Genomic DNA, 14,160 nt, shown 5'->3' with positions numbered 1-14,160 from the left:
GATATTATCTTTTTATTTTTTTATTTGCATTAATCAGGTTTCTGATATCGTCAATGGAGTAATAAATCATCAGTAAGCCACTAATCGGAACAATGGAGTAAACAAAACCCAGAGGTACCTGGAGGGCAGAGGAGACCTGCCCCATCTGGAACCGGGTGTAAACCAGCCATACTCCTCCGATAACCATGATGCTCAGGCTGAAAATGATGATCATAAAATTGATGAATACCAATAGTTTGTTTTTGTTTTTTGGTTGGAGTTTGTCCGGGAGAATATCTATAGCCAAATGTTCATTTTTCCCTTTTACATAGGCTGCACCGGCCATTCCTACCCAAATCAGCAGAAAAACTGCAAGTTCGTCGGTGAAGGAACTGGGATTGGACAACAAATAACGGCTGGCAACCTGCCAGACCACATCCAGCACCAGTGCACTTGTCAATATGACAAGAAAGACCTCCAGTATTTTATCAATTTTTGCTCTCAGATGCATATCGATATTCAATTTAAGTTTTGACTCTTTTCTTCATTTTCCTCTGCCACGGAACTGCTATCCCTGGTTGCCGGTGTTTGGTTTTCTGCGGCTCTGATGCGTTCTATCAGTGCACTTAACTCTTCATTATCTTTGTAAAGATCATAAACGCTCTGAACTGCATCTCTGAATGGCTGCTTGTCCGGAATAATTATTTCCACACCTTCTTTCTCAAGAGCTTCCAATGCTTCTTTTTCCGACTTCATCCACTCTTTTCGTTGTACCACCACTGATTCACGTACGGCTTGCATCAGCCACTCCTTTTCCTGCTCATTCATTTTTTTCAGGGCATGGGTACTCATGAGTAGCACATCGGGTATTCTCGTGTGTTCATTAAGCGTATAGTAATCGCAAACTTCATAGTGGTGAGACAGATAGAAACTGGGTGGGTTGTTTTCTGCTCCGTCAACAACTTTTCCCTGAAGGGCAGTGTATAATTCTCCCCATGATATTGGGGTGGGGGAACCTCCCATAGCTCTGATCATTGCAAATGAAGTGATACTTGGCATTACCCTCATTTTGAGTCCTGACAGGTCTTCCGGTTTGCGAATGGGACGAGAGGTATAGAAACTGCGTGCTCCGGCATCGTAAAAACAAAGTCCCTGAAGCCAGTATTTTTTTCCTTTGGACAGGATTTCCTTTCCCAAAGGTCCATCCATAACTGAAAAAGCATGTTGCTGATCGGCAAAGATGTATGGGAGTCCAAATACTTTGTATTCTTCCACAAATCCTTCCAGTGCAGCGGCTGATACTTTTGTAATGTCAAGGCTTCCCAGCTGAAGCAACTCAAGGCTTTCGCGCTCCGAACCCAAAACGCCGTTGGGATAAATGTCTATTTTTAGCTTTCCGTCAGAAAGTTCGTCCACTCTTGTGGCCATAAATTCCATGGCAATGTGCACCGAGTGCTTTGTGTCGAGTGAGTGTCCCAGTTTCAATACTCTCACATCCGATTTTAAGCCGCATCCTCCGGCAAAAATCATCAGTACAAGTAAAGAAACAATGATTTGTTTGTTCATCATCAGAATAATTTCATTGTTTTGTCATCCCCTAAACCAGCTGGTTTTCAGGGTGTCATAGAATCAGGTCGTTGAATTGAATGGAGTTGAGGCCCGTCTGCCTCCGTTGAAGCTGACGGGCCCGGTGTTTACACATTGTATGTTGTGGAAGCAGTGGTTCCACCGCGTCCGGTCCAGTTGGTATGAAAGAACTCGCCTCTTGGCTTGTCTAAGCGTTCATAAGTGTGGGCACCGAAGTAATCTCGTTGAGCCTGTAACAGGTTTGCCGGCAGGCGGTCGTGACGGTATCCGTCGTAATAATTCAGTGCTGTGGCAAATGCCGGAGTGGGAATTCCGTTCTCAATAGCTTTAGACACGACCCGGCGCCATCCGGCTTGAGCTTTATCCACCACCTCTTTAAAGAAGGGGGCCAGCAACAGGTTCGTGAGATTGGGATCCGCATCATAGGCCTCTTTGATTTTGCCCAGAAATACCGAACGAATGATACATCCGCCCCGCCACATCAAAGCAATACCACCGTAGTTGAGGTTCCATCCATGCTCTTCAGCTGCAGCACCCATCAATGCGTAGCCCTGAGCATAAGAGATGATTTTTGATGCATAAACAGCATCGTGGAGATCCTGCAGGAATGCTTTTTTGTCTCCTGTAAATTCCGGTTTTGGTCCTGAGAGGATCTTTGAAGCTTGTACACGTTCGTCTTTGATGGCAGATAGACATCTGGAAAATACGGCTTCCCCGATCAATGTAAGCGGAATACCAAGATCCAGCGCCGAAATACCGGTCCATTTACCGGTTCCTTTCTGTCCGGCTGTATCCAGGATTTTTTCCACAAGCGGATCCCCGTCTTCATCTTTGTAGGCCAGGATATCACGGGTGATTTCGATGAGGTAGGAGTCCAGCGGACCTTCGTTCCACTCTTTGAAAACTTCGTGCATCTCGTCGGCCGACATGCCCAGCAGCTCTTTCATGATGTGGTAGGCCTCGTTGATGATTTGCATATCGCCATATTCAATACCGTTGTGCACCATCTTCACAAAATGTCCGGCTCCTTTTTCTCCTACCCAGTCGCAACAGGGGGTTCCGTCTTCAACCTTAGCAGAGATAGATTGGAAGATGGGTCTAACAGCGTCCCAGGCTTTGGGCGATCCTCCGGGCATGATTGATGGTCCGAGAAGGGCGCCTTCTTCACCTCCGGATACGCCGGTACCAATGTACAGAAGTCCCTTGCTTTCGACATATTCGGTACGACGCGTTGTGTCGGGGAAGTGTGTGTTTCCGCCATCAATGAGGATGTCACCCGGCTCCAGCAGTGGTATGAGACTGTCGATCAGCTTATCTACTGCAGGTCCGGCTTTTATCATCATCATTACCTTACGGGGACGCTCCAGCGACTTGACAAGTTCTTCAAGGGTATGTGTGCCCTTGATATTCTTGCCTTTGGCTCGTCCTTCCACAAAGTTGTCCACTTTTTCGGTAGTCCGGTTATATACCGATACCTGAAAGCCCTTGCTTTCCATGTTAAGGACCAGGTTTTCGCCCATTACGGCCAACCCAATCAATCCTATGTCTGATAATTCTTTCATGGTTTTATGTCTTTTAATTTTTTGTAAATCCTGATTTTTTCTCCATGCCCCACTCATCTGCTCATGGAAGTCCCTCTTGGGCCGACTTAGGGGGCTTTAGTCCTTAAAACGATCTTTATGGGCCCACAGACCAACTGCCGGGTTGGATATGTAAAAAATCTCCTCTCCGTCAGGCATGATGTTTTTTCCGTCTTTTAGTTTCTCCGGATTATACTTTTTGGTCATTTCCTTCAAATCTGCATATTTAAAATTGACGGATTCAATTTCTTCTTTGGAAAGATGCCCGGGACAATAGGTGATGGAAAAACGATCTTCCGAACTCCCGTGAATCAGGTGGGCTGCAGCCCCCAGATTTTCTCTTAGCTCCTTATTTTCCTCCGTTGCTTTGAGTGTGGCAGGGGTGCCAAAATAACCATATTTTCTGATTAGCTGATCAATGGTTTTGTCTTCACCGAATTCTTTGAGGCCGGGAGCCAGCACAATGAGCTCTCCGCCATCAGCCAGTGCCATGCGTGTACGGTAGATGCTTTTATTGCCCAGCCAGGTACTTTTAAATTCTGATGGATCAAGATATACCACCACTTTTTTCAGGGGTTCATCCACCATTTCGAAATTGACCTTGATGGATAAATCAGCAGCCAGCTCAAATACCTCTTCATCATCACCAATAAAAATACCGCGAGGAACAAGATTTCCTGCCTCATCACGTCCGATTACGGTTTGTACGTAGATGATGGGCAGATGAGATGCAAATTGTTCGGATGCATAGTTCAAAACGCGTCTTACAGGGTTGTTGGCGCGTCCCATAATTCTTTCCATTCCGTAAGCTGCTCCGATAAAATGACTTTTGTTGATGCCTTCGGATCCGCCGGTTCCCACAAAGATATTCTTGTTATAGTTGGCCATCCCAATCACTTCATGGGGAACGACCTGACCGATGGAAAGAATCAGGTCGTGTCCGCCTTCATTCAGCAGTTTGTTTACCTGGGCCGGCCAGTCATAGTCTATTCGTCCATCGGTGATTTCCGAGATGTAACTTCCAGGGACTACGCCCAGGGTTACAATTTCGTTACGCCAGTCGTGTATTCTGAAAAGATCTTTGGGAACTCGCGGAAACATATGATCAATCTGCTCATCTGTCATGGGACTGTGCGTCCCCAGCGCAGGCAGAATGTCCGTCAGGTTCTCCTTGTAGAAATCATAGGCATAAGTGGTAAGTTCACCGGCTTTGGAGTGATACCTTGTGTAATCGGGTGGCACAGCAATTACCCTTTTGCGGGGCCCGATTTTGTCCAGCGCTGTAAAAAGGGCATCTTTTAAGTCCTGTGGACTTAATGCTGTATTTTTTGATCCGCGTTGAAAATATATCATAGCGTTTGTGTTTTATAAGCTTCTTATCGTTTCACCCGGGCATTGCCGCTCCAAAGACTCCAGACCATATCCTCATCCGCGGGCTGCGCGTAATCTGTGAGGAATGTGGTGGCCAAAGCTCCGGTTGCCCAACCGAATTGAATCCATTTTTCAGGAGCCCACTTCTTTAAAATACCGTAGAGCAAACCTCCAACAAAACCATCACCTCCGCCAATGCGGTCAAGCACACGAATGGGGCGTGGTTCTATGACTTCCCAGTTATCGCCCTGAAGCATTATGGCCCCCCACAAGTGTTCGTTGGCACTAATTACTTCGCGAAGCGTATTGGCAAATACCGATGCATTTGGGAAGGCCTTTTTGACCCGCATGATCATCTCTTTGAAACTGTCGATTTTTTCACCAATGGCTTTTCCGCCTGCTTCTGGGCCTTTAATACCCAGACAAAGCTGAAAGTCCTCTTCGTTTCCGATTAAGACATCCGAAACAGAGGCAATTTCAGTAAAGGTGTCCCGAAGCTCTTGCTCCCGTCCTTCCCAGAAAGAGGCACGATAATTCAGGTCGAATGAAATCAGTGTACCGTGTTTTTTGGCTGAACGCGCTACTTCAAGACAAAAGTTACTGGTTTCGGGCGATAAGGCTGCAATTAATCCTGAAAGATGGACTATTTGTACTCCTTCTTGTCCAAATATTCTTTCCAGATCAAAATCTTTGGCGTTCAGAGTGCGTCCCACTTCTCCGGCACGATCGTTTTGAACCCGTGGTCCGCGACCACCGTAACCGCTGTCGGCGATATTAAACTGGTGACGATATCCCCAGGGATTTCCCTGCTCAACTTCGGGCCCTTCGTAGTCCATGTGGCGGTTGCGCAGATTGCTTTTAATAAATTGAGCCAGCGGACTGTCTTTCACAAAAGTGGTAAGCACCTTTACCGGAAGTCCCAGGTAGGAGGAAATACTTGCTACGTTGGTTTCGGCACTGGTTGCCTGCATTTTAAAAGTGTCGCTGCTGTGTACGGGTTGACCGTTTTCAGGGGTAATTCTCAGTCCCATACTGGTGGGGACTACCATTGAGTATTTATAGTTTTCTTTTAATTGTAGGTTCATTTCAGTAGATTTTAAAGATAGATTATTTGCTATGTTCATTGTAAACGGCACCACTTTTTCTGATGCCCATTTCCAAACCTCTGAGTTCTGCCATTCCTCTTAAAAGGCCAATTGCTGAATAGCCGGGGTTGGTTTTTTTATTCAAATCATCTAGAATTGTGTGCCCATGATCGGCTCTCATAGGAATCATTTCGTCCCGACGATTCTGCGCATGCCTTTTTTCTTCCTCTTTGAGTACATTGCACATTACGCTGTACATATCCACATTTCCCCGAAGGTGACTGGCTTCGTGAAAACTATTGAAGCCATCACGTTGAGTACTCCTTAAATGAAGGAAATTAATTCTGGAGCCTATCCTTTTTATGATTCCTGGTAAGTCATTGCCCGGTAAAACACCCAGTGACCCGGTGCATATACAAAGACCATTGTAAATGGAATCGACAATGCTTAGGATATATTGAAGGTCGGATTCTGTGCTAACCACCCGTGGCAGACCAAAAAGCGGGATTGGTGGATCATCCGGGTGAATGGCCAGACGAACACCGGATTCTATGGCCACCGGGACAATTTGTTCCAGGAAGTATTTTAGGTTTTCCCGATATTGTTTTGCGTCAATAGCATCATATTCACTGAGTTTGTTTCTGAAGGTTTCGATATCATATCCTTCCTGTCCGCCCGGGAGACCGGCGATGATGTTTTTTTGAAGAATATATTTTTCTTCTTCACTCATGGAGCTGAAGCGGTTTTTTGCTTTTTTGATTATTTCTTCCGAATAATCTTTTATTGCCTGGTCTCGTTTGAGAATGAACATGTCGAAAGCAGCAAAGTCAATATAGTCAAAAGCGAGAGCAAGGGCACCGTCATCGAGTTTCATTTCCAGATTTGTGCGCGTCCAGTCCACCACCGGCATCCAGTTATAAGTGACCACCGGTATGCCTGCTTTACCCACATTCCGAATGCTTTGCTTGTATTTTTCAATCCATTTGTCCCGGTTGCTTTTGCCTTGCTTTATGTCCTCATGAACGGGAATGCTTTCAATCACCGACCAATCCAATCCTCTTGGTTGAGGTGGTGTAATATTATCGTTCCATTCGATTATTCTTTTTCGTTCTTCTATAGCATCTAATGTCCACACTTCTCCAATGGGAATCTCATGCAATGCGGTAACAATTCCGGTTGCACCTGCCTGCCTTATGTCCGTCAACGATACCGGGTCATCCGGTCCATACCATCTCCACGTTTGTTCCATAGATTCTGCCTGTTAGATTTTTTGTTAATTTGTTTTAAACTCCGCTATATGCACTGAAGCCGCCATCAACAGGAATGACGATGCCTGTGATAAACTCTGACCAGTCGGATAACAGGAATGTAAGAGCTCCTGTGAGTTCCTCAGGGCTTCCATAACGTTCCATAGGGGTTCCGTTCATAATTTTTTGTCCTCTTGGCGTGGATTCTCCTGTTTTTTCATCCACCAGTAGAAAACGGTTTTGGTTGGTAAGCAAAAAGCCGGGTGCTATGGCGTTGACGCGAACTCCTGTTTTTGCAAAATGCACGGCCAACCATTGGGTAAAGTTGTTGATGGCTGCTTTGGATGCTGAATAGGCAGGAATTCTTGTCAATGGCCGGTAAGAATTCATGGAGGAGATATTGACGATCCCTCCTTTGCCGTTTTTAACCATATCCGTGGCAAAAACCATCGAAGGCAATAAGGTGCCCTGGAAATTCAAAGCAAAGGTCTTATCAAACCCTTCCAGCTCAAGTCCGAAAAAAGTGTCCTCAAGGTTTTCGAGGTCTGATTTTTCAATTTTCTCTACTTTGGAGGTTGCGGTAGCTGCATTTCCTCCGGCCCCGTTAATCAGGAAGTCGATGTCTCCCAGTTTTTCATTGATCTCTTTTTTTGCAGCCTCCAGCAAGCCTTTATTTAGTACGTCGGCAGCAAAACCGATACTTTCTGTGCCGTAAGTTTGCGTTATTTCAGCCGCCACTTTATCAGCGGTTTCTTTGTCGCGATCCAGAATGGCGGTTTTAACGCCTTTCATTGCCAGAGCTTTGGCCATTACAGAACAAATTACGCCGCCACCTCCGGTGATTACGGCCACTTTGCCTTCGATGTTGAGTTCTTTGATTGGTGCATTCATAGTTAAGCTGTTTTAATTTCTTTGATGGTATTGATTAGTTGGGTTACCTTGGCAGTTAATGCAGCAAAGTCTCCTTTTTCAATAATCTCTTTGGGAAATAGTTTAGATCCCATTCCGACACAGGTAACACCTGCATCAAACCATTGCTGAAGATTTTCTTTAGAGGTGTCCACTCCGCCAGTGGGCATGATATTGGTCCATGGGCAGGGACCCTTTACACCTTTTACGAAAGATGGGCCACCAACTTCCGAGGCCGGGAATATTTTTACCAGTTCGGCACCCAATTCCTCAGCCTTTCCTATTTCAGAGACAGATCCGCAACCGGGTGCCCACATGACTTTTCGGCGGTTGCAAATGCGAGCCATATTTTCATTCAGAAGGGGAGATACAATAAAATTGGCTCCGGCCTGAATGTATATAGACGCGGTGCCTTCCTCCACTACTGAGCCGGCCCCCAGAATCATTCCGGGCAGCTCTTTTAGTGCATATTTGTTCAGTTCACTGAATATTTCATGGGCAAAGTCGCCCCTATTGACCCATTCAAAGGTCCTGATTCCTCCATCATAACATGCTTTCAGTACCTTTTTTGCTACTTCAATGTCTGCATGATAAAACACAGGAACCACGCCTGTTTCCTGCATCTTCTGAAAGACTTCTATTCTTGTATATTTTGCCATTTTTGGTAATTGTAATTGTTGAAAAAATGTTACATTCTCATCCTTAATAAGACACTATTTGACTGTCCGTTCCCGAGGTGAATTCGTGGTTAAATGCAGAGAAACTTCAACCTACCAATTATCTAACCTCTCCAGCTTCTGTCTTCTATCCTCTAATTTCTAACCTCTATCCTCCAGCCTCTAATTTCTAACCACTAACCTCCAAACTCCAACCTCCAGGCTCTATCTCGAAACCCGACCGGAAGCATCGCCTCCCATTAGTTTCTCAACCTCTTCCACGGTCACCTGATTGAAATCACCGGGGATGGTGTGTTTCAGGCAGGATGCCGCAGTACCAAACTGTAGTGCTTTTTCATCGTTGTCATAGGTAAGTAAGCCGTAGATCAGTCCACCCATGAATGAATCTCCACCACCTACACGGTCCACAATGTGTGTGATTTGATAAGTGGGGGCAGTGTAAAGATTCTTACCATCGTAAAGAACCCCTGACCAGCTGTTGTGATTGGCACTTACCGAACCTCTTAATGTGGTAATCACTTTCTTCACCCTCTGGTATTGTTTCATGATTTGCTGTGAGACACTTCTGTAGGCTTCTGCTTCCACATGACCGCCGGTTACATCCACTCCTTCGGGTTTGATGCCCAATACCATTTCGGCATCTTCTTCATTGCCGAGTACCACGTCACATCCTGCTACCAGTTCAGGCATTACTTCACCGGCCTTTTTGCCGTATTTCCAAAGGTTTTTCCGGTAGTTTAAATCGCATGAAACGGTTACCCCCCTGTCATTGGCTGCTTTGATGGCTTCCAGACACACATCGGCAGCTTCCTGCGAAACGGCAGGGGTGATTCCTGTCCAGTGAAACCAGTCAGCTCCGTCAAAAATTTCATCCCAGTTGAAGGATCCCGGTTGTACTGACGAAAAGGAGGAATGCGCTCTGTCATAAACTACTTTGCTGGCACGTGCTACAGCCCCTGTTTCCAGAAAGTAGATCCCGATGCGCTCACCGCCATATTGAATGTGACCGGTGTCCACCCCATATTTGTCAAGATCCATTCGGCAGGCACGGCCTATATCATTGTTGGGCAGACGGGTGATAAACCTGGAGTCCAGACCATAGTTGGCCAGTGAAACAGCTACGTTGGCTTCTCCTCCTCCATAATTTACATCGAATGATGTGGCTTGTGCAAATCTTTGGTAGCCCGGAGTGGAAAGCCTGAGCATTATTTCTCCGAAAGTGACAACTCTTTTACTCATTGTTCTGATATTTTGTGTTTAGTAGATTGATTATTAAAACCCGAAGTGGGGCCTGTTTATAAAGTATGCGTTTTTCATGTGTTTGAAATAGAAAGTTCAAACTCAAGGCGTGTGAGAAATCTAAACCGCAGAATACTAAGGTATTTGAGGATTTAGATTTTGAGCAATAACGCAGAAGTTGGACTTTATAGACAAACACTAAAACCCGAAGTACTCTTTTGCATTCTTATAAGAGATTCCTTCCACCAGGTTCTTAAGAATTTCCTTGTCGTTGGGGATTACTCCTTTATCTACTTCGTTTCCGATATGGTTACAGGCAATTCTTCTGAAATATTCGTGACGTGGGAATGAAAGGAAGCTTCTGGAATCGGTAACCATTCCCACAAATCGGGACAATAAGCCGAGTACCGACAAATCATTGAGGTGTTTTTCCATACCCACTTTTTGATCCAGGAACCACCATGCAGCTCCCCATTGCATTTTTCCGGGTACTGATCCATCCTGGAAGTTGCCAATCATGGTAACAAATGTCTCGTTGTCTGCTGGATTTAAGTTGTAAAGAATGGTCTTCGCCAGTTGGTTGTTGGCATCCAGACTGTCCAGAAAACGGGATATTTTGAAGCTGTCCTGAGGCCGTCCGATTGAGTCGAATCCGGTGTCGGGTCCAAGTTTGTTGAATAACCGGGTGTTGTTGTTTCGCATTGCTCCCAGATGGAATTGCTGAACCCAGCCTCGTTTGTGGTTGAGTTTGCAAAGTTCCTGCATGACAGAGAAACGGTAACCTTCAGTTTCGGTGTCTGAAAGGTTTTCACCGGCACGCAACTTTAAAAAGGCCTTTTCGGGGTCAATTCCGGCAGCATTGGTCCAATACATTCTGTCTAGTCCGTGATCCGATGCACGGCATCCCATTTCGTGGAAATACTGGTGTCGCTGGTCAAGTACGGTCAGTAAGTCTGCATAATTTGAGATGTTTTTGCCGGCAACTGCTTCCAGTTTTTCGATGTAGCTGTTGAAGATTTTTGGATCTTCAGTCTTAATAAGGTTATCAGGACGCCACGTGGGGCGCACTTTTACCTTGAAATCTTTTAATTTGGCATGATGTTCCAGCCTGTCAGCCGGGTCATCGGTGGTGCCTACCACTTCCACATTCATTTTTTTTAGTATGCTTTTTACCGAAAAATCCTGATGCCGAAGCATCTCGGTGGCATCGTGGTAAATGGTGTCGGCTGTGCCGGGATTCAGTAAATCAAAGATATTGAAATAACGTGCCAGTTCTAGGTGTGTCCAGTGATAAAGGGGATTTCCGACTGTGTGGGGGACCGTCTCGGCCCACTTCATGAATTTGTCGTAAAACGTGGGAGATCCAGTGCAATATTCTTCATCAACTCCATTGGTTCTCATGGCTCTCCATTTGTAATGGTCGCCTTCCAGCCAGACCTGTCCCAGATTATCGAAATTGTGATCTTCTGCAATTAATTGAGGTGAGAGATGACAATGAAAATCTATGATGGGTTGGTTTTCTGCATACTCATTGTAAATTTCACGGGCTGTTTTTCCTTCAAGTAGAAAATCAGGATGAATGAACTTTTTCATATTGGTGATGACGTTTTAAGATGAAATATGATTTCGTTAACGAACACGAAGATAAATCATTCTTTTCCTTTGGTCAAGTTTTTTTGATGATATTTTGTGTTAAAAGTGGAGGTGATTTATTGTTTAATGGGGTGTTTTTTGTTTGTTTGTGATTGTAATGGGTTGAAAAATAGGCTTATACGTGGAGGGTGTCTTTAGCTTCTCCGACAAAGAGTATTTTGTTTTTATATTTTGCATCCGACAGATATTTTTTAAATATAAAATGTGAGATTAAAAAAAAAACTCGAATAACTTGTGTTTTTTGTGCAAACGTTTGTATTTTTGTCGGAGTAATAATTAATGCATGGTAAAGAAAAGAGTTACAATTACTGATATTGCCCACGAAATGGGGGTTACTCCTTCAACGGTTTCACGTGCACTGGCGGGTAACACGCGGGTTGGATCAAACACCCGGCAGCGTGTTTTAAAGGTGGCTGCCCAGATGGGGTATCAGCCCAATGTGCTTGCATCTTCTTTAAGAAGCGGACGGAGTGATACTATTGGAATGGTGGTTCCCCGTATTAATCGTCATTTCTTTAGTCATGTTATTAGTGGAGTGGAAGCTTTGCTTAATCCCGCGGGATTCAATTTGTTGATTATTCAGACCCATGAGCGTGAAGAGCATGAAAGGAAGGCGGTTCACACATTGTTGCGGAACAGGGTTGCAGGAATTATTATTTCTCACTCTGTGGAAACCAAAGGTTTCAGTCATTATCAAATGGTGATTGACGAAGGAGTTCCATTGGTTCAATTTGACCGTGTTACGGAGCAGATAGTGGGGGCACGAATTGTGAACGACAATTTTCTGGGAGCTCTGCGCAGCACGCAACATTTAATTAAGAACGGATGTAAGCGAATAGCCCATTTTGCAGGGGCTTTGCATGTAAATGTCTATCAGGAGAGACTTGACGGGTACCGATACGCATTGGAGAAGGCAGGAATTGAATATGATCCTTCTCTTGTTGTGGAAAATTGTATTATCCAGGAAGCCGGGCAGGAAGCCGTCGCCAGAATTGTACTACCCAAAAAAGTGGATGGGATTTTTGCAGCTAGTGATTTATCGGCTTTAGGGGCTATTCAAAAGTTGAAGGAACTTAATAAGGCTATTCCCGGGGATGTTAAGATATCAGGTTTTGCAAATGAGCCATTTGCCGAGATGGTGGAACCCACGCTGACCAGTGTGGAGCAAAATGCTTTTGAGATGGGCAATCAGGTTGCGAAAGCCGTTATTGAAAGTATTGGTAAGGACGAGCCGGTGAGTGAAGAAATTCACATCCCTGTTCGCCTGATTCAGCGGCGATCATCTGGTTCGGATGCTTTGTTGATGAATTCAGTTGTCTAAATGGTCCGTAAATAAAAACCTAAATGCAGAGAAGCTATGACGCAAGGTAATCATTATGAGTGAGTTGTAGTTTGTCTTCCTGGGTTTTTAATCAATTATTATCAGTTGTTTGCAGTCCAGAAGTTACCTGACAATGAAGTATAGCTAATATTTTGGATTGTTTAATCGTAGAAAAACTTAAATGAGAATTGTAATAATAAATCTGCTTGTAATATTAATGGTTTTTCAGTCTTGCACTTTACCGGCTGAGCCATCAAAACCAAGGGTAATGGAACTGGGTGATGGCTGGGCAAAAACATCGGTGAATGCAACCATATTCCGAAAAAACTCTGTGATTAGCGATGAACATTTCCAGTATGCCTCATGGTACGATTCCACTGGCAATGTTGTGGTTGCAAAAAGGGCTTTAGAATCATTGGAGTGGCAGGTGCATAAAACCGGAATGCAAGGAAATGTGTCTGATGCACACAATGTTATCAGCATGATGGTGGATACTGATGGTTATCTGCATCTGGCCTGGGACCACCACAATAGTGCCCTTAAATATTGCCGGAGTATTGAACCGGGTGGTTTGGAATTTACGGAGGTAAAACCAATGGTTGGAAGCCTGGAGCAAAATGGTGTAACTTATCCTGAGTTTTATATTTTACCCAACGGGGATTTATTGTTCGCCTACAGGTATGGCGGCTCGGGCGGAGGAAATCTTGTTTTGAACCGTTACAATACGCAAGAGAAAAAATGGGTTCGTCTTCATGATAACTTAATTGATGGAGAAGGCGAACGAAATGCCTATTGGCAAATGTGTGTCGGTGGGGATGGTTCTTTACATCTTTCGTGGGTGTGGCGTGAAACATGGGATGTAATGTCCAATCATGACCTTTGTTATGCCCGTTCCAATGATGGGGGGAGAACATGGCAGAAAAGCGATGGTGCTGAATTGGAGATGCCCATAACTGCAAGAAATGCTGAATATGCATTGCAAATTCCCCAAGGCAGCAGTCTGATTAACCAGACATCTATTACGACTGATAAAAAAGGGCAACCTTATATAGCTTCTTACTGGACTCCCGGGGAAGAAGAGGTGCCTCAGTTTTTCCTGGTGTTTCTGAAGAACGGAAAATGGGAAGTATCCAGGGTTTCAAACCGGAAAATGGCATTTTCTCTCAAAGGGGAAGGCAGCAGAAGAATCCCGGTTAGCCGCCCACAGGTTCTGGTCGAGGAACAGAAAACGCCCAAAGTGCATGTGATTTACAGAGATCAGGAACAGATGAACAGGATTTGCTTCGCTTCTGCAAATTTGGGAAATGAGTCTTTGGAATGGGATTTAAAAACTATTGCTGATGTGGAAGTTGGCCAGTGGGAACCTTCTTACGACACCGGGATGTGGAAGAGAGAAGAAGCGTTACACCTTTTTGTTCAGAATGTAGGACAGGGAGAAGGAAATGAGAATCTGGAAGAGATGAAACCTCAGATGGTGAAGATTTTAATGTTTCCTGACTTGTAAGAAGAAAC

12 protein-coding genes are annotated in these 14,160 nt (G+C 44.8%); 2 read left to right on the top strand and 10 right to left on the bottom strand.

Translation table 11 applies throughout. The features are described from left to right. Positions 1-4: 4 nt before the first annotated feature. From BY457_RS12305 to uxaC, 10 genes are all read right to left on the bottom strand, one after another. Complete coding sequence (locus BY457_RS12305) at positions 5-490, bottom strand: TRAP transporter small permease (protein WP_106153631.1); 486 nt, start codon at positions 488-490, stop codon at positions 5-7. 8 nt (positions 491-498) lie between these two features. Next, positions 499-1,548, bottom strand: coding sequence for a TRAP transporter substrate-binding protein (locus BY457_RS12300; protein WP_106153630.1), 1,050 nt, complete (start codon positions 1,546-1,548; stop codon positions 499-501). Positions 1,549-1,673: 125 nt separating this feature from the next. Continuing rightward, positions 1,674-3,128, bottom strand: coding sequence for a decarboxylating NADP(+)-dependent phosphogluconate dehydrogenase (gene gnd, locus BY457_RS12295; protein ID WP_106153629.1), 1,455 nt, complete (start codon positions 3,126-3,128; stop codon positions 1,674-1,676). 96 nt (positions 3,129-3,224) lie between these two features. Beyond that, positions 3,225-4,499 (bottom strand): lactate racemase domain-containing protein, encoded by a 1,275-nt coding sequence (locus BY457_RS12290; RefSeq protein ID WP_106153628.1) that lies wholly within the window; start codon positions 4,497-4,499, stop codon positions 3,225-3,227. Positions 4,500-4,522: 23 nt separating this feature from the next. After that, complete coding sequence (locus BY457_RS12285; protein ID WP_106153671.1) at positions 4,523-5,602, bottom strand: sugar kinase; 1,080 nt, start codon at positions 5,600-5,602, stop codon at positions 4,523-4,525. 22 nt (positions 5,603-5,624) lie between these two features. After that, positions 5,625-6,851: a mannonate dehydratase gene (gene uxuA, locus BY457_RS12280; protein ID WP_106153627.1), complete on the bottom strand. Its 1,227-nt coding sequence runs from the start codon at positions 6,849-6,851 to the stop codon at positions 5,625-5,627. A 34-nt stretch (positions 6,852-6,885) separates the two neighbouring features. Continuing rightward, positions 6,886-7,740 carry an SDR family oxidoreductase gene (locus BY457_RS12275; RefSeq protein ID WP_106153626.1) on the bottom strand — a complete coding sequence of 285 codons (855 nt, stop codon included), beginning with the start codon at positions 7,738-7,740 and terminating at the stop codon, positions 6,886-6,888. Positions 7,741-7,742: 2 nt separating this feature from the next. Beyond that, positions 7,743-8,417 carry a bifunctional 4-hydroxy-2-oxoglutarate aldolase/2-dehydro-3-deoxy-phosphogluconate aldolase gene (locus BY457_RS12270; protein WP_106153625.1) on the bottom strand — a complete coding sequence of 225 codons (675 nt, stop codon included), beginning with the start codon at positions 8,415-8,417 and terminating at the stop codon, positions 7,743-7,745. Positions 8,418-8,639: 222 nt separating this feature from the next. Next, entirely contained in the window at positions 8,640-9,674 is a 1,035-nt protein-coding gene (locus tag BY457_RS12265) for a sugar kinase (RefSeq protein WP_106153624.1), read from the bottom strand. Positions 9,675-9,872: 198 nt separating this feature from the next. Next, entirely contained in the window at positions 9,873-11,267 is a 1,395-nt protein-coding gene (uxaC, locus tag BY457_RS12260) for a glucuronate isomerase (RefSeq protein ID WP_106153623.1), read from the bottom strand. Positions 11,268-11,610: 343 nt separating this feature from the next. Between uxaC and BY457_RS12255 the strand changes: the two genes are divergently transcribed. Both BY457_RS12255 and BY457_RS12250 read left to right on the top strand, forming a co-directional pair. Beyond that, positions 11,611-12,648, top strand: a complete 1,038-nt coding sequence (locus BY457_RS12255; protein ID WP_106153622.1) for a LacI family DNA-binding transcriptional regulator — start codon at positions 11,611-11,613, stop codon at positions 12,646-12,648. A gap of 268 nt (positions 12,649-12,916) precedes the next feature. Next, the gene (locus tag BY457_RS12250; protein ID WP_258176717.1) at positions 12,917-14,152 is read left to right on the top strand and encodes a BNR repeat-containing protein; all 1,236 of its coding nucleotides are present in this window, start codon (positions 12,917-12,919) and stop codon (positions 14,150-14,152) included. Positions 14,153-14,160 lie beyond the last annotated feature (8 nt).

This window comes from Marinilabilia salmonicolor (assembly GCF_003003035.1).
Classification (GTDB): Bacteria; Bacteroidota; Bacteroidia; order Bacteroidales; family Marinilabiliaceae; genus Marinilabilia; species Marinilabilia salmonicolor_A.
This window is presented reverse-complemented; position numbering and strand designations above follow the sequence as displayed.

Coding starts and splice junctions, on each gene's coding strand:
- BY457_RS12305 (WP_106153631.1), bottom strand. CDS start 490: ATGCATCTGAGAGCAAAAATTGATAAAATACTGGAGGTCTTTCTTGTC.
- BY457_RS12300 (WP_106153630.1), bottom strand. CDS start 1,548: ATGATGAACAAACAAATCATTGTTTCTTTACTTGTACTGATGATTTTT.
- gnd (WP_106153629.1), bottom strand. CDS start 3,128: ATGAAAGAATTATCAGACATAGGATTGATTGGGTTGGCCGTAATGGGC.
- BY457_RS12290 (WP_106153628.1), bottom strand. CDS start 4,499: ATGATATATTTTCAACGCGGATCAAAAAATACAGCATTAAGTCCACAG.
- BY457_RS12285 (WP_106153671.1), bottom strand. CDS start 5,602: ATGAACCTACAATTAAAAGAAAACTATAAATACTCAATGGTAGTCCCC.
- uxuA (WP_106153627.1), bottom strand. CDS start 6,851: ATGGAACAAACGTGGAGATGGTATGGACCGGATGACCCGGTATCGTTG.
- BY457_RS12275 (WP_106153626.1), bottom strand. CDS start 7,740: ATGAATGCACCAATCAAAGAACTCAACATCGAAGGCAAAGTGGCCGTA.
- BY457_RS12270 (WP_106153625.1), bottom strand. CDS start 8,417: ATGGCAAAATATACAAGAATAGAAGTCTTTCAGAAGATGCAGGAAACA.
- BY457_RS12265 (WP_106153624.1), bottom strand. CDS start 9,674: ATGAGTAAAAGAGTTGTCACTTTCGGAGAAATAATGCTCAGGCTTTCC.
- uxaC (WP_106153623.1), bottom strand. CDS start 11,267: ATGAAAAAGTTCATTCATCCTGATTTTCTACTTGAAGGAAAAACAGCC.
- BY457_RS12255 (WP_106153622.1), top strand. CDS start 11,611: ATGGTAAAGAAAAGAGTTACAATTACTGATATTGCCCACGAAATGGGG.
- BY457_RS12250 (WP_258176717.1), top strand. CDS start 12,917: ATGGAACTGGGTGATGGCTGGGCAAAAACATCGGTGAATGCAACCATA.